This is a genomic window from Pseudomonas simiae (assembly GCF_900111895.1).
Classification (GTDB): Bacteria; Pseudomonadota; Gammaproteobacteria; order Pseudomonadales; family Pseudomonadaceae; genus Aquipseudomonas; species Aquipseudomonas simiae.
On the sequence record NZ_FOKB01000010.1, the window covers coordinates 16,796 to 39,098 of the forward strand.

The window sequence follows — 22,303 nt, forward strand, 5'->3', positions numbered from 1 at the left end:
CCTCAGAAACTGCGTGGCAGTTCGAGCAGATGCTCGGCCACGTAGGACAGGATCAGGTTGGTGGAGATCGGTGCCACCTGGTACAGGCGCGTCTCGCGGAACTTGCGCTCCACGTCGTATTCGCAGGCAAAGCCGAAACCGCCGTGGGTCTGCAGGCAGGCGTTGGCTGCTTCCCAAGACGCCTTGGCCGCCAGGTACTTGGCCATGTTCGCGCTCGCGCCAGCCTGCTTGCCGCTGTCGTATTCCTCGCAGGCACGCCAGCGCATCAGGTCCGCGGCTTCGATCTCGATATGCGCTTCGGCAATCGGAAACTGCACGCCCTGGTTTTGCCCGATGGGCCGGCCAAACACCACGCGGTCGCGGGCATAGGCGCTGGCCTTTTCGATAAACCAGCGGCCATCACCGATGCATTCAGCGGCGATCAAGGTGCGCTCGGCGTTGAGGCCGTCGAGGATGTATTTGAAGCCCTTGCCCTCTTCGCCGATCAGGCTGTCCAGGGGCAATTCCAGGTTGTCGAAAAACAGCTCGTTGGTTTCATGGTTGACCATATTGGCGATGGGCTGCACGGTCAGGCCGTTGCCGATGGCTTCGCGCAGGTCCACCAGGAAGATCGACATGCCTTCGGATTTTTTCTTCACCTCGGCCAGTGGCGTGGTGCGCGCCAGCAGGATCATCAGGTCGGAATGCTGCACCCGCGAGATCCACACCTTCTGGCCGTTGATCACGTATTTGTCGCCACGTTTGATCGCCGTGGTCTTGATCTTGGTGGTGTCGGTACCGGTGGTGGGCTCGGTCACCCCCATGGATTGCAGGCGCAATTCGCCGCTGGCGAGCTTGGGCAGGTACAAACGTTTCTGCGCTTCACTGCCGTGCCGCAACAGGGTGAACATGTTGTACATCTGGCCGTGCACGGTGCCGGAGTTGCCGCCACAGCGGTTCACCTCTTCAAGGATCACGGACGCTTCAGCCAGGCCCAGGCCGGAGCCGCCGTATGCTTCAGGAATCATCGCCGACAGCCAGCCGGCGTCGGTCAGCGCCTTGACGAAGGCTTCGGGGAAGCCCTTTTCCTCGTCAATCCTGCGCCAGTACGCTGCATCGAATTCCGCGCACAAGGCGCGCACGCCTTCGCGGATCGCATTGAGTTCTTCATTGTCATTGGGGTTCATTAACGGCGCTCCGCCTCTTGTTCTTGGATTATTCGAAATGCACGCTTGCTTGCTGCGCCAGGCCCTCGACGTTGCCGGCCCACAGCTGTGCCACACCGGCTTCGATCACGCGGCCGCCCACTTCAAACGGCTGCGGCGCTATCAAAGGGCGCACGCCGCGATAGGTAAAACAACGCAAGGTTGCACCAGGGTTGGCGCGGCAGAACGCGCGCAGGCTCAGGGTGGCAATCAACGGACCATGCACCACCAGGCCTGAGTAGCCTTCGGTGCCGGTGACGTAGGGGTAGTCGTAGTGAATGCGGTGACCGTTGAAGGTCACGGCGCTGTAGCGAAACAGCAGGGTTGGCGTGGGGTCGACGGTTTCAGACCATCCGCCCTGCTCCAGCGCGTCACCACTGCCGGATTTGGGCGGCGTGGGCTCGCGATAGACGATGTCCTGTTCCTCGCGGATCGCCAGGCGGCCGTCCTGGGAATAGTCGTGGCGCACAGTGACAAACAGCAGCGAGCCGGTGCGACCGGTCTTTTCTTCCACCTGGACGATGGTCGACACGCGCGTCGCCGCCTCGCCTGCACGCAGCGCATGCAGGAACTCGATGCGCCCACCGGCCCACATGCGATGACGGTTATCGGCCGGCGGCAGAAAGCCGCCACGGGCCGGGTGGCCGTCAGTGCCCAGGGCAGTTTCCGGTAGCGGGTCCTGGAAGAAGCACCACTGCCACAGCGGCGGAATGTCCGTCCCATCCTCGGGAACGGCCTCGCCGAAGGTGGCGGCGATGCGCTTGAGCAGGTTATGGCTGAGGTGGTCGTGGGCGGTTTCGCTTCGGCCGATCCAATCGGTGGCGCTCATCGGGTGCAGGTCCTCGGGCGGTGAGTGTCTGCCCCGGATCATGCAAGCCTGCAGCCGTTCTGAGAATTTGCATTTCAATAAACCGGCGTTCGGTTATGCTGAACGCCGCCGTCCTGTCCCAGGAGTCACGCATGCACTTCGATCTGGCCGACCTGCGCATGTTCATCCATATCGCCGAATCCCCCAGCCTGACCCAAGGCGCCAAGCGCGCGTTCCTCTCGCCGGCCGCCGCCAGCGCAAGGATCAAAGCCCTCGAAGGCCAGCTCGACACCCGCCTGTTGTACCGCGACAGCCGTGGCGTGGAGATCACCCCGGCCGGTGAACGCCTGCTGCACCATGCGCGGCTGATCATGCGTCAGGTGGATTACCTCAAAAGCGAATTCACCCAGTACGGCGTGGATTCAGCCGGGCATATCCGCATCTTCGCCAACACCACCGCGGTCACCGAATTCTTGCCCGAAGTACTGGCGGGCTTCCTATCAGAACGCCCCGGCGTGACCGTCGACCTCCAGGAACGCCTGTCCCGAGACATCGTGCGCGGCGTACTCGATGGCACCAGCGACATGGGCATCATCGCCGGGCCGGTGGAAGCCTCGGGGTTGCAGGTGCTGCATTTCAGCACGGATAAACTGGTGTTGATGGTGCCGGTCGGGCACCCATTGGCGGGGCAAGCGTCAGTGACGCTGGAACAGACCCTCGCTTACCAGCACATCGGCCTGCACGAAGGCAGCACCTTGCTGAGCTTCTTGCGCGAGCATGTCGAGCGGCTGGGCAAGCATTTGTCGCTGCGTATCCAAGTGTCGAGTTTCGAGGCGATCTGTCGAATGGTCGAAGCCGGTGTGGGCATCGGCATCATTCCAGAGTCGGCCGCCGTGCGTCACAGCCGCACCATGCAATTGATCGCAGTGCAATTGGATGAGCCCTGGGCGATTCGCGAGCGCAGCATCCTGGTGCGGGAGCTGGAGGCGTTGCCCGGCACCATTCGTGCGTTGATCGCCACGTTGATGCCGCACAGCGCCTAAGCCTAACCGCAAGGGCCGTTAACAGTCTTTGACAGTTTCTCGACAAAGCTGCAAAAGACCGGCGAGCGCTGCGCCCCTAGCATGCGAGCATCCAAATCACCTGTCGGGTGCTCGTCATGCTTCGCACATTGCGCGGTCTTCCGTTGCTCGGTTGCCTGTTGGGCAGTATTGGCTGCCACGGGCAGTCACCTGCCCCTCCGTCAATTGCGAAGGGTGACTACAGCGCGATCATCCGTTACCTGCAAACCCGGATCCCACGGGACATGGCCCAGGACAACATCCCGGGCCTGTCGATAGCACTGGTCAACGGCCAGGAATTGATCTGGGCCCGCGGGTTCGGCATGGCCGACAAAGCCAAGGGCCTGCCTGTCACGCCAAACACTGCATTCCGGGCCGGCGCGATCTCCAAATTGCTCACGGCCAGCGCGGCCCTGCAACTGGTTGAAGAACAGCGACTGACGCTGGATGCCCCCCTGCAGCAGACCCTGCGCGAGTTCTATGTGCGCTCGCGCTTCCACGCCGACCAGCAGGCCGCCGACCGCGACATCACTTTGCGTCGCCTGCTGAGCCATCAGTCCGGCTTGCCCAGTGAACACCTGCGAGACCTGCGCAACAGCTACGCCATGGGGCAGATGCCGATGCGCCTGTCCGGTGTCTGGCTGAGCACACCGCCCGGCACGCAAGTGGCCTATTCCAACCTGGGTTATGCGCTGGTGGGCGCGGCGATCGAGCGCAGCAGCGGCAAGGAGTTTGAAGCCCAAATGCAACACAGCCTGCTCAAGCCGCTGGAGATGGATCGCGCGAGCTTTGTCGGGACCGCTGCCCAAGTAGGCTTTCGCGCCCTGGGCTATCAGGAAGGCGTCGCCAGCACCGATGCGCAACTGCGCGACATCGCCGCCGGCGGCTTGTGGGCCAGCCCCAAGGACCTCAGCCATTACGTGCAGATGCTATTTGCCAAGGGCCTCTACAAGGGCAAGCGGGTAATGGCAAGCCGCTCCATCGATGAAATGTTCACCCAGCAAAACACCGGCAATGCCCTGGACTTCGACTGCCAGATCGGCCTGGCGTGGTTTTTGGCGCCCTGTGGTGACGCGCCGGTCGGTCCTGGGGTGCGTACCTACCAGCACAGCGGCGGTGGCGATGATTTCGCCGCACAGCTGAGCCTGCTGCCGGACCATCAATTGGCAGTGATCATCATGGCCAACGACAGCAATGCCGAAGACCTGGTCGCCAGATTGGCCACTGACTCCCTGCGCCTGATGCTTGAAGCGCAAACCGGCACGCCTGTGTGCGGCGACGACTGCCAGGCACCCCGCCATGGGCTCAAGCTGCGCCAAGTGCCGACAGCCATCGACCGTCAGCGCCTGGCCGGGTTTTACGCAACCGCCTGGGGCGTCTTCAGGATCAAGGATGATGAGCAGCGGCTGCGCGGCGAACTGGCCGGTTTCAACTTCGAACTGCTGCGTGACGATCAGGGCTGGCTGCGCGCGCAGAAGAAACTCTTCGGCTTCTGGCTCAAGGACCTCGGTGAACTGGGCCACGTACAACTCGACGTGATCACCGTGCAAGGCCGGCAGATGCTCACCGCGCGCAGCCACGGCCAACGCATCCCCATCGGTGAGCGCATCGACCCGCCGCCGCTGCCCATGGCCTGGGCCGACACGGTCGGCACCTATCAGGTGCTCAACAGCTTTGAGCCCGACGCGCCATTAAGCGGCATCAGCGTGCGCCTCGAAGAAGGCTTCCTGGTGATTCGCGGCCAACTGCATGACGAACCGCTGACCGACTACATCCTGCTGCCCGTCGACAACGCCCACGCCGTACTGGCCGGGACCGGCTATGGCCTGGGCGACACCGTGAGCCGCCAGATCAATGGCCTGAGCGCTTCGGGCTACGCCTTCAAACGTACCCATCCACCCTTGAGTTTCTGACTGACATGAAAACCCTGATGAGCCCCAAAAACCTCTGCCTGTCCATGACTTCCCTGTGTTTACTCGCCGGAGCCAACAGCGCACTGGCCGAGGACTGGACCTACAGCCTCAACGCCGGGGTGGCCAACCTGCCCCGCTACAGCGGCAGCGATGAACGCATGACTGCTCCCGTGTTCGGTGGTGCCATCGTCAGCCCTTGGGGGCTTTTTCTCGACACCGACAAAGGCCTGGGCTGGGGTTACGAAGGCAATGCCTTGAGCTTCAAGGCCTACGTCGGTGCCAGTGCTTCGCGCAAGGACAAAAACACGTCCATGCACCTCGGCGCCAAGCGTCTCAAAGGCATGGGCGAGATCAAGTCACGCCCGCAACTGGGCGTGAGTGCCAGCTACAACCTGGGCGGCGTGATTGTTGGCGCCACCCTGGAACATGCGCTCAAGGAAGATGACCACAAGGACAGCGGCAAGGCGTTCACCCATGTAGAACTGAGCCTGGGCACCAACCTGTATGAAGGCCGTTTCGGCTCCCTCGACGCCAGCCTCAACAGCCATTTCGGGGACCGTGACTACTTGCAGACCTGGTACGGCGTGACCACCGGCCAAGCCGCACGCAGCCGCTTCAAAACCTACAAGGCGGGCGCGGGCAATATCAGTAATGGCATGAACCTGGTGTGGAGCCTGCCGATCAGCGAGGACACCCAGTTCTCGACCTTGCTGGATGTGCAGTACCTGGCGGATGAAGCCGGCAAGAGCCCGATCGTAGAGCGTCGGTTGCAGACGTCGGTGATGGGTGTGCTGGAATACAGCTTTTGAGGGGGAAGTCGGCATCAACGCTCAACCCCTGAGGAGTGAAATATCCCCTCACTGAGCAGAGGGGAACCGGAGGCCTGGCACTTGCGACGAATAGTCACTGCTGCATGTGGGAAAACACGCAGTCGCTATCGTCGTTCTTCTGGAGTTTACTGATGGTCTCATCGACTCAATCCGCTACTGTTTCGGCCGCCACGTACCAGTCCCCACCACCGGATGCACAGCAACCCCCTTCACCTCAGTCGGCCCCACAAGCACCTGACTGGTTGGAACTCATAAAAAGTACCCCGCGGTATATAGCCGACGCAGAATTGGCGGGAACCTATGCCGCCGCGCTAACCCGCGCAGCCCAAGACTTGCCCTTACCGGTGACCGGAAGTGAGGCCGTTTACCCTGTGCCTGTCGACTCTACGTTCGGGCAATGGCGAAACCACCTCGACAGCCTAGTGGCGGGTGACGATTTCAAGCAGTGGGCCCACGCCAATCGCGTTGACCTATCCCGCCCCCTTCGCATTTTCCCCCCGAGCGACACCACGCCCGGTTGGATACAGGCCTACGCCAAGCCCTCGGCATCCGGTGAAGCGGGTGCGCGCGCCAGCATCCTCGCGCTGGGGGCACAGTTCAGCGACGGCCAAGCGTTGCCTGCCTCGTGGCCATTGATCATGCAGACGTCCAAAACGTTAGCGGCGGGCAACATCTGCGTCTCTGTCCCTTCGCCTGGTCGGTCCGACCCCGTTACGCATGCCACGCGCCCCGCTGACCTCAAAGACATTGCGGCCTTCTATGGCGAGCAGGTGCCCCATAGCCGTGAAGCGCTCACAGAACGCGCGAATGACGTCAAACACGCTAACACCTTTCCCCTGCCTGGTGCGGTGCTCTCACCCGCACAATTTGAACTGCGCTCAGAGACCGCGCTGGAACAGCAGCAGAGGGAATGGGGCGATGTTCGTAACAACACGCGCCTGTGCCAACTGTTGTCCACGGCAATCACGCCACCCCCCGCCTCTGCCAACGCGACCGACAGCCCTCCCTCTTTCATTGATTCGCCACACATCTCAGAACAGGCTGCGCAACACGAAAAAACCTTGATTGCGCAAATGCTCGACAGTGACGCGTTCAAGTTAAACGTGGACCCCACTTCCTGGTACGTTCAGGATGAGCAGTTGGCACCGGAGGCCAGCGTCAGCCTCAGACGATTCATCACCGACAAGGGGTGGATCGTTCCGCAGACCAAAGACGACATCAACAACTTGATCAAGTCCATTCAACGCGGGCCCTTGCCTTCCATCCCCCATGGCAATCTCACCGGCGCCTTGAGCTGGGCGGCGGCACTGACGCTGGATGAAAAAAAGCAGCTCTACAGCCACATACGCTTTAACAACCTCAAGCTACCGGACTTGGGTGCTTCGCACGCCGTGAACAATGAAGGAGGGGCTTTTACCTACCTGACGAAAAATCGCCATTGGACAGACGCCGAGCTGAACGCCCCACGAGAAATCGTAGATGACCTCCTTCGCTCGCCAAAAGCCCGGACGCTGGAAGCTGCCCTACAGCGGAAAATGGGCGTCGCTGGCGATACCGACGGCTCTGACATGACCCTCGCGGCGATCCTGTTGGGGCTGGATGCACCCACGGCCCATGATGTGGCGAAGAGAAATGAATGTGCCGGTTTCGACCTCGCGGCCCCATGTTTCTATGGGCAGCCGCTGAGTCACATCAAGCAAGCGTTGATCCCCCATTTGGCCGAGAGTGGCCGTTGCACGACCAGGATGGCCCCCGTGGCGGCGTTTATGCTGCTATCAAGTGCCGCGCCGGAACTGCTGGTCAAGGACATCCCCGCTGACGTGACTTACGGTTCACCGGCGTGGGCCACCCTGAAAGCCACAGTGGCCTACATAGAAGCAAAGAGCCCTGGCAGCAGTTCCCTCATGAGCTTTGCTGAAGTCGTAAAATTCGCGGCAATCGATCCGGTTGCTACAGAAGACCAAGCGCTATTGAATGCGGCCAAATTAGACATGGTCATCGATTGGGCGTTAGTGCATGGCGTCCTCTCGCCATCACCTACAGGGCGCTATTCAGACGAGCAGTTGGACACAGCGCAGAAAGCGTTCTCCGAGGTCATGAGCGAGCTGCAAACAACCCCCGGGGATATCACCGCGAAGGTTCCACTGCTCAAAGACCAGGCACTGGAAGAACTGGGGAAGCGCTATAAGAATGTGCCCTTTGAACTGGCCGTGCTCACAACGCCCCAGGCGCGGGCGAATAACGTCCTCAACAACGATATATTACATACCAACACGGGCCCTTATTCCCTATTGGACCTTTATCTCTCAGGCCGAGCGCCAGCCCCGCAGGAGGACAACACATGGTATTCATTGAGAGAACAGGCGCTTCCAGGAACAACCACCGGATTACTTCACCACCTCCCGGATATCAAGTCCGTACACCGCCTTGCTGTGGCCAATTATCAGCAACGCAGGGAAAGCGGGCTGGTCACCCTCAGCAAACATCTCATTGCGCAACAACCGATCAGCGATAGAAAGCAGCTGGAATATGGAAAACTCGAGATTTTCATTGAAGGCACCGTCATCAAACATCGAGTCATCACCAAGTCCGGCGCCGTCAATCTCGACCAATCAACGCCGAGTCAAGATCCGAGCAAGCGCGCGTTGATCATCAAGTCAACGCATGAGAACAAAGTAAAATTCTATGAATTTTGCCCGCAACACAACTATCTGAAAGCCCGCGATGACCTGGGCAGCGCATTCGTTCCAGGCCCTCAAGGGCCATGGATCAAGGCGCCCACACCTCATCTGGCAGGAGAAAAATTCTCCAATACAGCCATCACGCCATTTAGCGTCTCGCAGACCGACAGCCATAAGTTACAAGCCATCACGCCGCCGGCAGACGCCAGTGTCCCGGCATCGTATAACAGTGCACGCAGTCAGTTTCTGGGGGAGTTGCTCTCCAAGCACACCCTCGGTGATGTCGAGCTTGAACAACTGGTGAATGCCAGCGGCCACACAACGCGATTTGACGAAGAAGATGAAGAGTTCGAAAGGAACAGAGAGGTGCTGTTCGCCTCGATGGTTGTCGTGAACCCCATCAGAAACGTGCTCAACGGCGATTGGCTTGCGGTGGCGTCCGACATCGTATTCGATGGTGTCATGTACTTGACCACCGCGGGTCTGGGCAAGGTTGCTGGCGCAGCGGCCAAGCCGGTGAATAGCGCGTTGAAACAAAGCGGTAAACCTTTCGGACGACGGCTGTTTACACAAACACCGGCTCAGCCTTCCGGTGGGCTCAACGCTAATTTCCATAAGTTCTCGCCAGGAAAAACCGGGCAATATGACTTTTCCGACCTCGCCCGAAAACCTGACATCGCGCAAGGCACTTACAAAAGAGGCCTTACCGAATTCTCCACACCAGCAAGGTTCGATAGAACAACCCGCAAATGGTATGCGGTAGATCCAAAGACCAACAAAACGTATGGAAAGCCCTTGGAGGACTTCAAGCCACAGGTGTCTGCAGCGCCTGGCACAAGCACACCTGCCATGACACCTCAGCAGCGCGCACTGGACATAGGATTGAGCCGCGACAATGTCATTCAAATGGGCGGGCCGATGAGGGATCTGAAACTGATTGGCAATGAAGTTCATACCTTCACCGATACCTATAAAGGCACGAACCGCCTCAATGTCGTCGCACACGGTATCAAACGAAATTGGGTTGAGCGGATCACAGGTGACGGTACGAAGATAATCATGGACAACACGCTTTATGATGCGCCTGGGTTAGCGAGGCTGCTGAGAGCAAAGGGTGTGGACCTTACTTCTGCCGATAACGTACGCCTTCTGGTGTGCTACTCCGCTGAAGGCAGAGGCAAAGCATTTGGGCGCCTCTTTCAACAAGAAATAAACAAACCGGTCAAGGCGTTTGAAGGGACCGTCTCATTGACGCATGGCTCGACATCCGTAACCGCCATACGAAACGGAGTACGAAATGAGGTGTTGCGAAACTATCCCAATGGGACGTCGGCAGTTATTGAGCAAGCCACCGATCTATTGACGGAAGGTTTATTTAATGGAAAAGCCATTCCGCACATCCAAAAAAACCATGGTCAAACCATCAGGATCAATATCGCTCCGCCCGGCCTGCCTCCTATACATGACGACCTGAGAATCACTTATAGGCCGCGCCAATTCACTCGATAACCCTATGACTCAACGTACGCCCACGTCATTCGGAATGAGGCGCCGCCCCATTCCGAGTCCAGCACCTGCACCTGGCCGCCATGCCACTGCGACACCCGCTGCACCAGCGCCAGGCCCAGGCCGAAGCCGCCGGTACGGCGATCGCGACTCGCGTCCAGGCGCATGAAGGGTTGGAAAATCTTCGCCCGGCCGTCCTCCGGGACGCCGGGCCCGTCGTCACACACCCGCACTTCGTAGCCGCTGCCGAACTTGACCAGCGAGACTTCCACCCGACGCTCGGCGTAGCGGATGGCGTTGCGCAACAGGTTGATCACCGCACGTGCCATAAAGCGTGGCTCGATCTGGATAAAGTCCACCTCGCACGTGCGCAACGACAATTGAATACCCGCCGCCTCGGCCTCCAGGGCCACACTGCCGATCACGCTGTCGAGCCAGCTGAGGGCCTCGATGCTTTCGCGTGTGACCTGGGTGGCGCCACGTTCCAGGCTGGCATAGGTAAGCAGTTCGGAGACCATTTCTTCCAGTTCGCCCAGGTCTGCATACATGTCAGCAATCAATTCGCCACGCTGGCGCGGGTCGGCCTGCTGCTTGAGTTGGTCGAGTTCGAACGAGAGGCGTGCAATGGGCGTGCGCAGTTCGTGGGACACGGCGTTGGTGAGTTCGCGCTGGTTGGCGATCAGGCTTTCGATACGCTCGGCCATCTGGTTGAAGTGCCCCGCCAGCTCACGCACGGTGGAACGGCGCGGCAGCAGGATGCGCGAGCTGAGCTCGTTGTCACCGAAACGTTGCGCCGCCAGACGGATATGCTCCAGATCGCGCCAGTGCGGCCGAACCCAGAAATACAGCACGATCGCCAGGCTCAGCCCCAACAGGCTGTAGGCCCACAAGTACAGCCATTTAGGCTCGTCGGGCAGCTTGATATTGAGCAATTGCGGGCCGCCGTCGAGATTGGCGATGAACTCCATGAAATCGCCACGCACCACCAACTGCCCAGCCGCCAGCAACTGTTGCTCACGCGGGTTCAGCGCCAGGTCATCGCGCTGGACCAGTTTCAGGTGCAGACCGTAATGGGGTTGCAACTCGCCCAGACGCGCTTGGCGGGCATCACCGAGCAAGGGTCGCAACTGCTCGACCAAAGCATAGGCCGGGCCGCGCATGGCCTCGCGGTTATAGGTTTCGTTGGCCTCGGGAAGAAGCTCGTCGAACGTGTAGTTGACCAGCCAGATAGCGCCCGCCAGGCCTAGCGCAAGGATGATGTACAGGCGGATATAGAGCCGCAGCATCTAGGCCTCCCACGCAAACGGGTTGAACAGGTAGCCCTTGCCCCAGATGGTCTTGATGCACACTGGTTCGCGCGGGTTGTCGTTGAGTTTGCTGCGCAGTTTGCTGATGTAGACATCGACACTGCGGTTGAGCCCGTCGAACGCAATGCCGCGCATGCGGTTGAGGATGTCATCGCGGGACAGGATCGTCCCCGAGTTACTGGCCAGCAGCCACAGCAATTCAAACTCCATGGTGGTGAGGTCGATCTTGTCATCGCCAAGGCTGACCACGCGGCAACTGCGATCGATGGCCAGCCGCCCGAAGGCCAGCGCCCCGCGCACCGTCGGCTCCGGCGCCTGACGTCGTTGCAGGGCACGCAGGCGCGCCAGCAACACAGGGGGCTTGATCGGCTTGATCACATAATCGTCGGCACCGGACTCCAGGCCAAGGATATGGTCCAGGTCGTCTTCCTTGGCCGTGAGGATCACGATCGGCGTGTCGGACACCGCGCGAATTGCGCGACACACATGCAGGCCACTCTGGCCCGGCAACATCAGGTCAAGTACGACGATCTTCGGCTTGAACGCGAGAAACGCCGCCAAGGCCTCATCGCCCCGATGCTCCACGCGTACCTCAAAGCCATGCTGCGCGAGAAAGTGCGCGATCAGCCCTGCCAGTTTTTCGTCGTCCTCAACGAGCAAGACCTTGCCCAGCCCCAGGTTTTCCATAAGTTCTCAGTCTGCAGACACGGATTGAAGAGCGGGCATTATAGGTGGCAAGCTGGACAACTGAAGCCGCTGGCCAGGATTGGCCACGAAGGTTCATGTTTTTAAGAGTTTTTAACAAATAACCTGCAATCTTTAACGCCAACCACAGGGAGTTGTATGCGCAAGGATTACCTGGCGTTCTTTGTTTCGCTGTTCTTGTCGCGGCTGGCCGACCAGATTCTGCTGTTTATCGTGCCCTTGATCGTGTTCCAGACTACCCAGAGCGTGGCTTGGGCTGGACTTGCATTCTTTGTCGAGTCGCTGCCGCGTTATCTCGCGTTCCCGGTGTGTGGCGCATTGTGCGACAAGTTCGCGCCGGTGCGCATCCTGCATATCAGCCAGGTTTGCCGGGCGCTGGCTTGCGGGGTGGCCGTGGTTTTGTACGGGGTCTTCGACGGTATCCTCTGGATCGTGCTGCTCTCGGCGCTCTGCGGCGTGTTGACCACCCAGGGCATCATGGCGCGGGAAGTGTTGATGCCTCATGTCTTTCCCCACTACAGCTATGCCAAGACGCTTTCCTATTCGCAGATTGCTGACCAGAGCGGGCTGGTGCTCGGGCCTTTGGTGGCCGCGCTGATGCTGGAAGTGTGGGCCTGGCACTGGGTCGTACTCGGGGTGGCCGGGCTGTTTTTATTGGCCGACCTGGCAATGCGGGCGTGGCAACGCTCCAACACGACACAGCTGGAAACGTTCGAGCAGCATCGGGATATCTGGCTGCAGCCACTGAAGATTGCCTTCGGGCATATCCGCAGCCTGCCGGAACTGAAGCGGATCATTACGCTGGCCGTGGGCGTCAACTTGATCATTGGTGTCACGCTGGCCACATCTGCGGCGATGGTGACCGGCCAATTTGCGCAAGACAAGGACACCTATGCCCTGCTGCAGGCAGCCGGCGCCTTGGTGACCATCGGGATTCTGTTTTACCTGGCGCGGGCCGGGCTCCCGCTGAGGGTGCTGGGCGGGTTGTCGTATTCGATGATTGCGGTAGGTGCAGTGATCATGGCGATCAGCCCCGGCATCTGGCTATACGCCGTGGGCTTCCTGCTGGTCACCGGTTTCGACAAGATGTTCAACGTCTACCTGCGCAGCACCCGTCAGCGGGTGATTCCCGTGCAGGACTTCGGCAAGACCGTGGGCGTGATCACCTTGCTCAACAACCTGCCGCAACCTTTGGCAGGCTTGGCGATAGCAGTGTTGGCAGCACCGCTGGGTACACAGCCGGTGATCCTGCTGCTCGCCGGAATCACCGCGCTGATCGGCGCGGCCGTGGCCTCAGGCTGGCACGCCACTGTGAAAGCGGAACTCGATGTCGGGTGACTCGATCAGTTCCTGCTCGGCCGCCCTCACCCGCTCGATCACCTGGGCGACGTCCTTGGCGTCGCCGTATTGGTAGGCCAGCTTGAGGTAACCCTGGAAGTGCCGCGCCTCGCTTTTCAGCAGGCCGAAGTAAAACTTGCCGAGTTCTTCGTCCAAATGCGGCACCAAGGCTTCGAAACGCTCACAACTGCGCGCTTCGATAAAAGCGCCCACCACCAGGGTGTCCACCAGCTTGACAGGTTCATGGGTGCGCACCACTTTGCGCAAACCCGAGGCATACCGGCCAGCATTCAACTGGCGCAACTCGACTTTGCGCTTTTTCATCAGGCGCATGACTTGTTCGTGGTGCACCAGCTCTTCACGGGCCAGGCGCGACATCATGTTGATCAGGTCCACATGGCTGTAGTACTTGGCGATCAGGCTCAGGGCGGTGCTGGCGGCTTTGAATTCGCAGTTCTTGTGGTCGATCAGCAGGGTGTCCTGATCGGCCAGCGCGGCCTGGACCCAGGCGTCAGGGGTGCGGCAACCGAGGAATTCGTGGATGTCTGGCAGGTTCATCGGGCTCACGGGCAAAAGGATCACAAAAGGCCGGCGATTATACCGACCCCGCCGCAGACCACCAGCCACCGGCCTTGATGTGCATCAACATGACGTCTGCCGTGCAGCAACTATAGTTGTTCCAGGCCCACCCTTTTTGGAGATCCCGACCATGCAAGCCATCCGCAGCATCCTGGTGGTCATCGAGCCCGAGCATTCGGAAAGCCTGGCCCTCAAGCGTGCCAAGCTGATCGCCGGGGTCACCGGCGCGCACCTGCATTTGCTGGTCTGCGACAAGAAGCACGAGCACTCGGCGCTGCTGGCCCTGCTCAAGTCGGGTTTGCACGAAGACGGATACAGCGTCAGCACCGAGCAGGCCTGGAATGCCAGCCTGCATGAAACCATTATCGACGTGCAGCAGGCGGAGGGTTGCGGGCTGGTGATCAAGCAACACTTCCCCGACAGTCCATTGAAAAAGGCGCTGCTGACGCCTGCCGACTGGAAGTTGCTGCGCTATTGCCCTACAGCGGTGCTGCTGGTCAAGACCGCCAAGCCATGGACCGGCGGGGTGATTTTGGCGGCCATCGATGTCGGCAATACCGATGGCGAGCACCGCTCCCTGCACAACGCGATCATTGACCATGGTTTTGATATCGCCAGCTTGGCCAAGGCGCAATTGCATGTGATCAGCGCCCATCCGTCGCCGATGTTGTCGGCGGCGGACCCGACGTTTCAGCTCAAGGAAACCATCGAGGCGCGTTATCGCGAGCAATGCAAGGCGTTCCAGGCAGAGTTTGATGTGGACGACTCACACTTGCACATTGAGGAAGGCCCGGCGGATGTGCTGATCCCGTTCGCTGCCCATAAGTGGCAGGCAGCCGTGACAATCATCGGCACGGTGGCGCGCACCGGGATTACCGGGGCGCTGATCGGCAATACGGCGGAGGTGATACTGGATGCCGTGGAAAGCGATGTGCTGGTGCTCAAGCCCGACACGCTGATGGATCAGCTGGGAGAACTGGCTACCAAGGCCTGACGGGGTCTTCCGAACAACTGCGATCAACTTTGTGGGAGCGGGCTTGCTCGCGAATGCGGTGTGTCAGTGAATGAATAATTGACTGATCCACCGCATTCGCGAACAAGCCCGCTCCCACATTGGGTTGCGCGTTATCCGTTGGAAAATACATCTTTGAGAAAGTTTGGCGCGATATAGCGCTGGTAGTGCGCCTCCGACAGGATAAAAAACTCCCGATCAATGGCGTCACGCAGGTCCGGCAAGGGCCAGTCGCGAAATTCCGGCAACAGCACCATGCCGTAAGCCTCCAAGTTGGAAATCACCCGCGCACCACGGGCGATCAACTGGTATGCCCAGCAATACTCGGACTGGTGCGGCACGAAGCGAATCTTGCGCTGCTCCAGCTGGCCGCGCAGGGTCTTGGGGTCGAACACCTCCAGCTTGCCGGCCATCACCTGCACCAACAGCTGCTCCAAGCGTAGCCAGACCGCGCGTTTTTCCTCTTCGTTATAGCCATTCCACTGGATCACTTCGTGGTGGAAGCGCTTGCAGCCACGGCACACGAGATCGCCGTAGACCGTGGAGCACAGGCCGACGCAGGGGGTCTTGATGGTTTGGTTGGACATGGGCAACGACACGCAAATCAGCGAAACAATGCGCCATGTTAGCCCTTTGTCTAAGCGTGATCACCCTTCAAACTTGGTGAGGCAACTTACCTTTAGAAATTTTTTGCCGTAGAATCATCCGGCCTTGTAAGGCGCCAATAATCCGCTGGAAGCTGTTTTCAAAGCGTCACGAGCACAGTCGTTCCTTCAGAACGGTGTTGGCGATGGTCCATGACTCGGTAGGTCAGAGCCCTCGCCAACCCTCATCAGCTCCGTTCTGCAGGCGTAAAACTTTGAAAGCAGCTTCTGTGAGGAATGCCGGCAGCGCTGGCTTTGCGGCCCAAAAAGCCCCTGAGCGCATGCGTGCCGTTCATTTCTGGATGAGCGTCCCGTGGGACCACTGATGAGGGTAATAACTGTGCTTGAAGCCTACCGCAAACATATCGAAGAGCGTGCAGCCCTGGGTATTGTTCCCCAGCCGCTTAACGCCGAACAAACCGCAGGCCTGGTCGAGCTGCTGAAAAATCCTCCGGCTGGCGAAGAAGAATTCCTCGTTGACCTGATCACCAACCGCATTCCACCAGGCGTTGACGAAGCTGCCTACGTCAAGGCCGGTTTCCTGTCTGCCCTGGCCAAGGGCGAAGCCACTTCCCCCCTGATCGACAAGAAACGCGCCGTTGAACTGCTTGGCACCATGCAAGGCGGCTACAACATCGTGACCCTGGTTGAGCTGCTGGACGACGCCGCACTGGCTCCGGTCGCCGCCGCCCAACTCAAGCACACCCTGCTGATGTTCGATGCGTTCCACGACGTGGCTGAAAAAGCCAGGAACGGCAACGAACACGCCAAAGCCGTGATCCAGTCCTGGGCCGACGGCGAGTGGTTCCGCAACCGCCCTACCCTGGCCGACAAGATCAGCCTGCGCGTCTTCAAGGTCACCGGCGAAACCAACACCGACGACCTGTCCCCGGCTCCTGATGCCTGGTCCCGTCCTGACATCCCGCTGCACGCCCTGGCCATGCTGAAAATGGCCCGTGAAGGCATCGTGCCGGATGAGCAAGGCAAGACCGGCCCGATGAAGCAGATCGAAGAGATGCGCGGCCAAGGCTTCCCGATCGCCTACGTCGGTGACGTGGTCGGTACCGGTTCCTCGCGTAAATCCGCGACCAACTCCGTACTGTGGTTCTTCGGCGACGACGTGCCTTACGTGCCGAACAAGCGCGCCGGCGGCTTCTGCTTCGGCAGCAAGATCGCTCCAATCTTCTACAACACCATGGAAGATGCTGGCGCACTGCCAATCGAGTTCGACGTTACCAACATGAACATGGGCGACGTGATCGACCTGTACCCGCATGCTGGCAAAGTCTGCAAGCACGGTACCGATGAAGTCATCACCACCTTCGAAATGAAGACCCCGGTGCTGTTGGACGAAGTCCGCGCCGGCGGTCGTATCCCGCTGATCATCGGTCGCGGCCTGACCGACAAGGCCCGTGCCGAGCTGGGCCTGGGCCCAACCGATCTGTTCAAGCTGCCGGAAGCGCCTGTCGACACCGGCAAAGGCTTCACCCTGGCACAGAAAATGGTCGGCAAGGCCTGCGGTCTGCCAGAAGGCAAAGGCGTTCGTCCTGGCACCTACTGCGAACCGAAGATGACCACCGTGGGTTCCCAGGACACCACCGGTCCGATGACCCGTGACGAACTGAAAGACCTGGCGTGCCTGGGCTTCTCGACCGATCTGGTGATGCAGTCGTTCTGCCACACCGCGGCCTATCCAAAGCCGATCGACGTGACCACCCACCACACCCTGCCTGACTTCATCATGACCCGTGGCGGTGTATCCCTGCGTCCAGGCGACGGCATCATCCACAGCTGGCTGAACCGCATGCTGCTGCCGGATACCGTCGGCACCGGTGGTGACTCCCACACCCGTTTCCCGATGGGCATCTCGTTCCCGGCCGGTTCCGGTCTGGTCGCGTTCGCCGCAGCCACTGGCGTCATGCCACTGGACATGCCGGAATCGATCCTGGTGCGTTTCAAAGGCAAAATGAAACCTGGCATCACCCTGCGTGACCTGGTTCATGCCATTCCTTACTACGCGATCCAGTCGGGTCTGCTGACCGTAGAGAAGAAAGGCAAGAAGAACGCCTTCTCCGGCCGCATCCTGGAAATCGAAGGCCTGAACGACCTGACACTGGAGCAGGCTTTCGAGCTGTCCGACGCCTCGGCTGAACGTTCGGCTGCCGGTTGCACCATCAAGCTGTCGAAAGAGTCGATCACCGAGTACCTGAACTCCAACATCACCCTGCTGCGCTGGATGATCGGTGAAGGCTACGGTGACCCACGTACCCTGGAACGTCGCGCCCAAGCGATGGAAGCCTGGGTCAAGAACCCTGAGCTGATGGAAGCCGATGCCGACGCGGAATACGCTGAAATCATCGAAATCGACTTGGCCGAGATCAACGAGCCGATCCTCTGCGCACCGAACGATCCGGACGATGCCCGTCTGCTGTCGAGCGTTGCCGGCGAGAAGATCGACGAAGTGTTCATCGGTTCGTGCATGACCAACATCGGTCACTTCCGCGCGGCCGGTAAGCTGCTGGAGCAAGTCAAGGGCCAGCTGCCTACCCGTCTGTGGCTGTCGCCTCCGACCAAGATGGACGCTCACCAACTGACCGAAGAAGGCTACTACGGCATCTACGGCAAGGCTGGCGCGCGCATGGAAATGCCGGGCTGCTCGCTGTGCATGGGTAACCAGGCACGTGTAGAACCGAACTCGACCGTTGTGTCGACGTCGACCCGTAACTTCCCGAACCGTCTGGGTGACGGCGCTAACGTCTACCTGGCTTCGGCCGAGCTGGCGGCAGTAGCTTCTACCCTGGGTCGCCTGCCGACCGTCGAAGAGTACATGGGCTACGCAGCGAAACTGGACACCATGGCCAGTGACGTCTACCGCTACCTGAACTTCGATCAGATCGCTGAGTTCCGCAAGATCGCAGCAAGCGCCAACATCCCGGTGATTCAAGCCTAAGGGTGTGTTGACATAAAAAACGCCGCGTATCGCAAGGTACGCGGCGTTTTTTTATGCCTGCAAAACAGCATCGGCAACACCCTAAACCAACTGTGGGAGCGGGCTTGCCCGCGAATGCGGTGTATCAGTGATGTGGCTGATACACCGCATTCGCGAGCAAGCCCGCTCCCACATTTTTAACCCTGCGCAGTCGGATAGACCGCATCAGGCTCAAGCAAAAAGCGAATAAACCACTGCAGTGATCGCCACCAGACCAACCGCCGTGACAAACACATTGGACGCCTGCCCACGGTACTTGGCCATGGCCGGCACCTTGCGGATGGCATACATCGGCATCAGGAACAGGATCGAAGCAATGATCGGACCGCCCAGCGCCTCAATCATGCCGAGAATGCTTGGGTTCAATGTCGCCACAATCCAGCACACCACCAGCATGAAGGCGGCGGTCATGCGATCCAGGCGCTTCGCACCCGGACGACGACCCGTCTTCAACACCAGGCCCTTGAGGCCTTCACTGGCACCGATGTAATGCCCCAGGAACGACTTGGTAATCGCCACAAACGCGATCAAGGGGGCTGCGAACTCGATGGTCGGGTTATTGAAGTGGTTGGCCAGGTACGACAGGATCGACAGGTTCTGTGCCTTCGCCTCGGCCAGTTGCGCCGGCGACAGGGTCAGCACGCAGCTGAACACGAAGAACAGCACCATCACCACCATCAACAGATGCGCGCGGGACAGGATCTGCGAGCTGCGCTCATCGGCATGGATGCCGTACTGGCGCTTCTGGTCCACCGCGAAGGCCGAGATGATCGGCGAGTGGTTGAATGAGAACACCATCACCGGGATCGCCAGCCACAAGGTGTTAAGCAGGGCGGACGGCGTCGGGACCTGACTGGCGGTGCTGAGGATGCCGCCATTCCAGTGCGGGATCAGGTAAACCGCCAGGAACAGCAAGGCGACGATAAACGGGTACACCATCAAGCTCATGGCCTTGACGATCACTTGCTCGCCGCAACGCACCACGGCCAGCAGGCCGAGGATCAGCACGAACGACAGGATCGCCCGTGGCGGCGGCATGATGTGCAGTTGATGCTCCATGAAGCTGGCGACCGTGTTGGTCAACGCGACGCTGTAGATCAGCAGGATTGGGAAGATCGCGAAGAAGTACAGCAACGTAATCAGCGCGCCGGCCTTGATGCCGAAATGTTCTTCGACAACGTCAGTGATGTCCGAGCCTTCACGGCCAGACAGCACGAAACGGGTCAGGCCACGGTGGGCGAAGAAGGTCATCGGGAACGCCAGCAACGCAAGGATTACCAGGGGCCAGAAGCCGCCCAGGCCGGCGTTGATCGGCAGGAACAAGGTACCGGCGCCAATAGCGGTGCCGAACAGGCCAAGCATCCAGGTGGTGTCCTGGCGGCTCCAGCTCGTGAGGGTTGCAGGTGTCGTTGCATAGCGTTCGTCGACGCTATTGGCCTGATCATTCATCCGGTCGGATCTCCGCATTTACATAGCCGGGACGAGTCAGAAAAACCTGACAGGCAGCGCCCCGACCATAGAAGGGCCGTGATTGTCCGGGATTCTCTTGAATAAGCAAAGACTTAGCTGAGGAACGGTGTACCGGTGCAGGCGCTCGAGGGCCGCCATAAGCGAAGGTTGCGGGCATGCCAACATCATTTGGCGCGAGCGGAAAGTGCTCTTCACGGCTGCACCCAAGTCGTCGCGTTTAAACTGAACTTGGCCTATTTAGAGAATCGGCCTACAACCCAATCAGACGCAAATAGCTATCCAACTAAAATAATAAGCAAAGTGCGGCGTTAATTGTTACACAACCCTACATAGTCATTGAGCAACCACCCACGTTGAAACTAATATCACCCGCAGCAGACCCCACAAAAAACAACGTCGCTTATTGAAAACAACAGGAATTCGACAATGCGAAGATTTAAATGTGTGCTCATCAGTCTGTTACTCTCATGCATGTTCAGCGCGCACGCCAATAGTGCAGAACAGCTGGAACCTGAAGCGGACATTCAAGCGCTGGCCTCTTCTGCGCAATGGTTGACCACCAAAGTCTATGTTGAGGGGGAACCGGACAAAGACGTCAAGGCCAACTACCCCGGCGTCGTTGGCATATCAATGTGGGATCCACTGCGCAATCGCTATGAATTCTTCTACACCGACACCGGCCGTTCAAAGCATGCCGATGGCGGCGGCGGGTATTTCATGGTCACGGGAGACCGCAAGACCCATATCCTGTTCCCTGATCTCGGCCCGAATAGAACAATCGTCAGGCGCCTGGAGAAACTTGATAACCGTGAATTCACTTACTCTCGCGAAGTACCGCGCAACATGATCCCCACGCAACCGCCCGTACGCATCTATGTCGTGCACGCCCCCTATAAAGGCCCAATCAAGACCGCCATGTCGAATTAATCAAACATCGCCAATACAAACAACAATGAGCAAGGTGCCCAATCATGAATAAAAGTAACCCTCTCCATTTATTGTTATTACCTGCACTACTGGCCGCCGCGCTATTGCCAGTTTCAGCAACTGCACAAACCGCTGTTGCGCTGAATGAAAAGACTACGCCCATCACTGCCGATAACGCCGTCATGTTGACCGTATTTCTTAAACATGATCAATCCCGCCCCTTGGGCGAGTTAAAAACGCAACTGGCCAGGCAAGCGTTCCACGCGGTATTTCCACCGCCCGGGGTGGAAGTACTGAGTTGGAACATCACCATGGGCATTGGACAGGTCGTCGTGCTCCGTCTCCCGGCCTCGCGCCTGGCAGAGGTCAACCTGGCAATCGAAAACAGCGCGTGGGGGGTGTACACCACGGAATTTTTTCCTACCTACAATTTCATGCCTATTGCACAGGCAGAGCAAGACAAGGCGCGACGCAGCGCCCAACAGTGATCGCCTGACAGCGGTTGCGCCCCAATGCGCAAAAGGGGCGCAACGGAGCGGCCTCTCGGGAATAATACATGCCCGCATAAATCTATTTAAGAATGGCACCCATTCCTGTAGTTTTCATACAGCACCCGCCCTTCTTCCTGTGAGCCCTGCCATGCCTCGCGTTTCACGCAAACAAGCCGAACTCAACCGCGAAATCATCGTCGAGGCCGCCACGCACCTGTTTCGCGAACGCGGCTTGCACGGTATCAGCCTGTCGGACGTCATGGCTGCAGCCGGCCTGACCCACGGCGGTTTCTACGGGCACTTCGCCTCCAAGGAAGCCCTCGCCACCGAAGCTTGCCAGCAGGCATTCGAGCAAGCGAACTTGGGCTGGCAGGCAAAAATCGATCGCAGCGTAGATCAGCAGGCGGCCCGTGAGGCCGTGATGGGGCCTTATTTGACCGCCACCCATCGCGATAACCCCGGAGACGGCTGCCCAGTGTCGGCATTCGCCCCGGACATGTGCCATGAGCCGGCCGACACGGCCTTGCAACATACGTTTATCGAAGGCGTCGAAAAGTCGCTGGATATATTCGCGCAGTTGCACGATGAAGACCGCCAGGGCCTGCTCGCAAAGTACGCAATGATGATCGGAGCAGTGACACTGGCACGTGCGACACGTGGCAATGACCTGTCGGATGAATTCCTGATTGCTGCACGAAAGGCCCTGTTACCCGTTGACAGCCCTTCACCCGTCCCAGCATGATCGGCCCATGAACCTTATCCAGCTCGCCCTCACCCGTACCACCACCACAACCGCTTCCGGCGGGTCGCGCGGTGGCTGTGAGTGCTTGAGCTAGACACTTCACAGATTCAACCCAA

Annotated in this window: 17 protein-coding genes; 10 read left to right on the forward strand and 7 right to left on the reverse strand. The window is 59.4% G+C overall.

Annotation, left to right across the window (positions count from 1 at the left end):
* Positions 1-2: 2 nt before the first annotated feature.
* Positions 3-1,166, reverse strand: coding sequence for an acyl-CoA dehydrogenase family protein (locus BMZ57_RS24745; protein WP_069673409.1), 1,164 nt, complete (start codon positions 1,164-1,166; stop codon positions 3-5).
* A 28-nt stretch (positions 1,167-1,194) separates the two neighbouring features.
* Positions 1,195-2,013 (reverse strand): HTD2 family dehydratase, encoded by an 819-nt coding sequence (locus tag BMZ57_RS24750; protein WP_069673408.1) that lies wholly within the window; start codon positions 2,011-2,013, stop codon positions 1,195-1,197.
* 131 nt (positions 2,014-2,144) lie between these two features.
* Here BMZ57_RS24750 and BMZ57_RS24755 point away from each other — a divergent pair, with 131 nt between their 5' ends.
* The 4 genes from BMZ57_RS24755 to BMZ57_RS24770 all read left to right on the forward strand — a co-directional run bounded on the left by BMZ57_RS24755 (position 2,145) and on the right by BMZ57_RS24770 (position 9,986).
* Positions 2,145-3,035, forward strand: a complete 891-nt coding sequence (locus tag BMZ57_RS24755; protein WP_069673407.1) for a LysR family transcriptional regulator — start codon at positions 2,145-2,147, stop codon at positions 3,033-3,035.
* A gap of 116 nt (positions 3,036-3,151) precedes the next feature.
* Positions 3,152-4,966, forward strand: coding sequence for a serine hydrolase domain-containing protein (locus tag BMZ57_RS24760; protein WP_069673406.1), 1,815 nt, complete (start codon positions 3,152-3,154; stop codon positions 4,964-4,966).
* 17 nt (positions 4,967-4,983) lie between these two features.
* The gene (locus tag BMZ57_RS24765; RefSeq protein WP_082054469.1) at positions 4,984-5,775 is read left to right on the forward strand and encodes a MipA/OmpV family protein; all 792 of its coding nucleotides are present in this window, start codon (positions 4,984-4,986) and stop codon (positions 5,773-5,775) included.
* 659 nt (positions 5,776-6,434) lie between these two features.
* Positions 6,435-9,986, forward strand: a complete 3,552-nt coding sequence (locus tag BMZ57_RS24770) for a hypothetical protein (RefSeq protein ID WP_139136489.1) — start codon at positions 6,435-6,437, stop codon at positions 9,984-9,986.
* A gap of 2 nt (positions 9,987-9,988) precedes the next feature.
* On the opposite strand, the gene BMZ57_RS24775 is transcribed toward BMZ57_RS24770, so the two are convergent.
* The gene (locus BMZ57_RS24775) at positions 9,989-11,269 is read right to left on the reverse strand and encodes an ATP-binding protein (RefSeq protein ID WP_010210078.1); all 1,281 of its coding nucleotides are present in this window, start codon (positions 11,267-11,269) and stop codon (positions 9,989-9,991) included.
* Positions 11,270-11,977 (reverse strand): winged helix-turn-helix domain-containing protein, encoded by a 708-nt coding sequence (locus BMZ57_RS24780; RefSeq protein WP_010210077.1) that lies wholly within the window; start codon positions 11,975-11,977, stop codon positions 11,270-11,272.
* Positions 11,978-12,133: 156 nt separating this feature from the next.
* Between BMZ57_RS24780 and BMZ57_RS24785 the strand changes: the two genes are divergently transcribed.
* The gene (locus BMZ57_RS24785) at positions 12,134-13,333 is read left to right on the forward strand and encodes an MFS transporter (protein ID WP_069673404.1); all 1,200 of its coding nucleotides are present in this window, start codon (positions 12,134-12,136) and stop codon (positions 13,331-13,333) included.
* On the opposite strand, the gene BMZ57_RS24790 is transcribed toward BMZ57_RS24785, so the two are convergent.
* The gene (locus BMZ57_RS24790; RefSeq protein WP_010210074.1) at positions 13,289-13,891 is read right to left on the reverse strand and encodes a MiaE family protein; all 603 of its coding nucleotides are present in this window, start codon (positions 13,889-13,891) and stop codon (positions 13,289-13,291) included. The two genes, BMZ57_RS24785 and BMZ57_RS24790, sit on opposite strands and share 45 nt — an antisense overlap.
* Positions 13,892-14,042: 151 nt before the next feature.
* Here BMZ57_RS24790 and BMZ57_RS24795 point away from each other — a divergent pair, with 151 nt between their 5' ends.
* Entirely contained in the window at positions 14,043-14,906 is an 864-nt protein-coding gene (locus tag BMZ57_RS24795; RefSeq protein ID WP_010210073.1) for a universal stress protein, read from the forward strand.
* 131 nt (positions 14,907-15,037) lie between these two features.
* Here BMZ57_RS24795 and BMZ57_RS24800 read toward each other — a convergent pair whose 3' ends face one another.
* Positions 15,038-15,511: a DUF1289 domain-containing protein gene (locus BMZ57_RS24800; protein ID WP_010210072.1), complete on the reverse strand. Its 474-nt coding sequence runs from the start codon at positions 15,509-15,511 to the stop codon at positions 15,038-15,040.
* 397 nt (positions 15,512-15,908) lie between these two features.
* On the opposite strand from BMZ57_RS24800, the gene acnB reads away from it, so the two are divergent.
* Positions 15,909-18,518, forward strand: a complete 2,610-nt coding sequence (gene acnB / locus BMZ57_RS24805) for a bifunctional aconitate hydratase 2/2-methylisocitrate dehydratase (RefSeq protein WP_010210070.1) — start codon at positions 15,909-15,911, stop codon at positions 18,516-18,518.
* A gap of 210 nt (positions 18,519-18,728) precedes the next feature.
* Here acnB and BMZ57_RS24810 read toward each other — a convergent pair whose 3' ends face one another.
* Positions 18,729-20,006, reverse strand: coding sequence for an HAAAP family serine/threonine permease (locus BMZ57_RS24810; RefSeq protein WP_069673403.1), 1,278 nt, complete (start codon positions 20,004-20,006; stop codon positions 18,729-18,731).
* 492 nt (positions 20,007-20,498) lie between these two features.
* On the opposite strand from BMZ57_RS24810, the gene BMZ57_RS24815 reads away from it, so the two are divergent.
* The 3 genes from BMZ57_RS24815 to BMZ57_RS24825 all read left to right on the forward strand — a co-directional run bounded on the left by BMZ57_RS24815 (position 20,499) and on the right by BMZ57_RS24825 (position 22,187).
* A complete protein-coding gene (locus BMZ57_RS24815; protein ID WP_021491551.1) occupies positions 20,499-20,954 on the forward strand; it encodes a DUF4822 domain-containing protein in 456 nt (151 codons plus the stop codon).
* A 44-nt stretch (positions 20,955-20,998) separates the two neighbouring features.
* Positions 20,999-21,442: a hypothetical protein gene (locus BMZ57_RS24820; RefSeq protein WP_047541697.1), complete on the forward strand. Its 444-nt coding sequence runs from the start codon at positions 20,999-21,001 to the stop codon at positions 21,440-21,442.
* Positions 21,443-21,593: 151 nt separating this feature from the next.
* Positions 21,594-22,187 carry a TetR/AcrR family transcriptional regulator gene (locus tag BMZ57_RS24825; protein WP_042572249.1) on the forward strand — a complete coding sequence of 198 codons (594 nt, stop codon included), beginning with the start codon at positions 21,594-21,596 and terminating at the stop codon, positions 22,185-22,187.
* Positions 22,188-22,303: the final 116 nt, after the last annotated feature.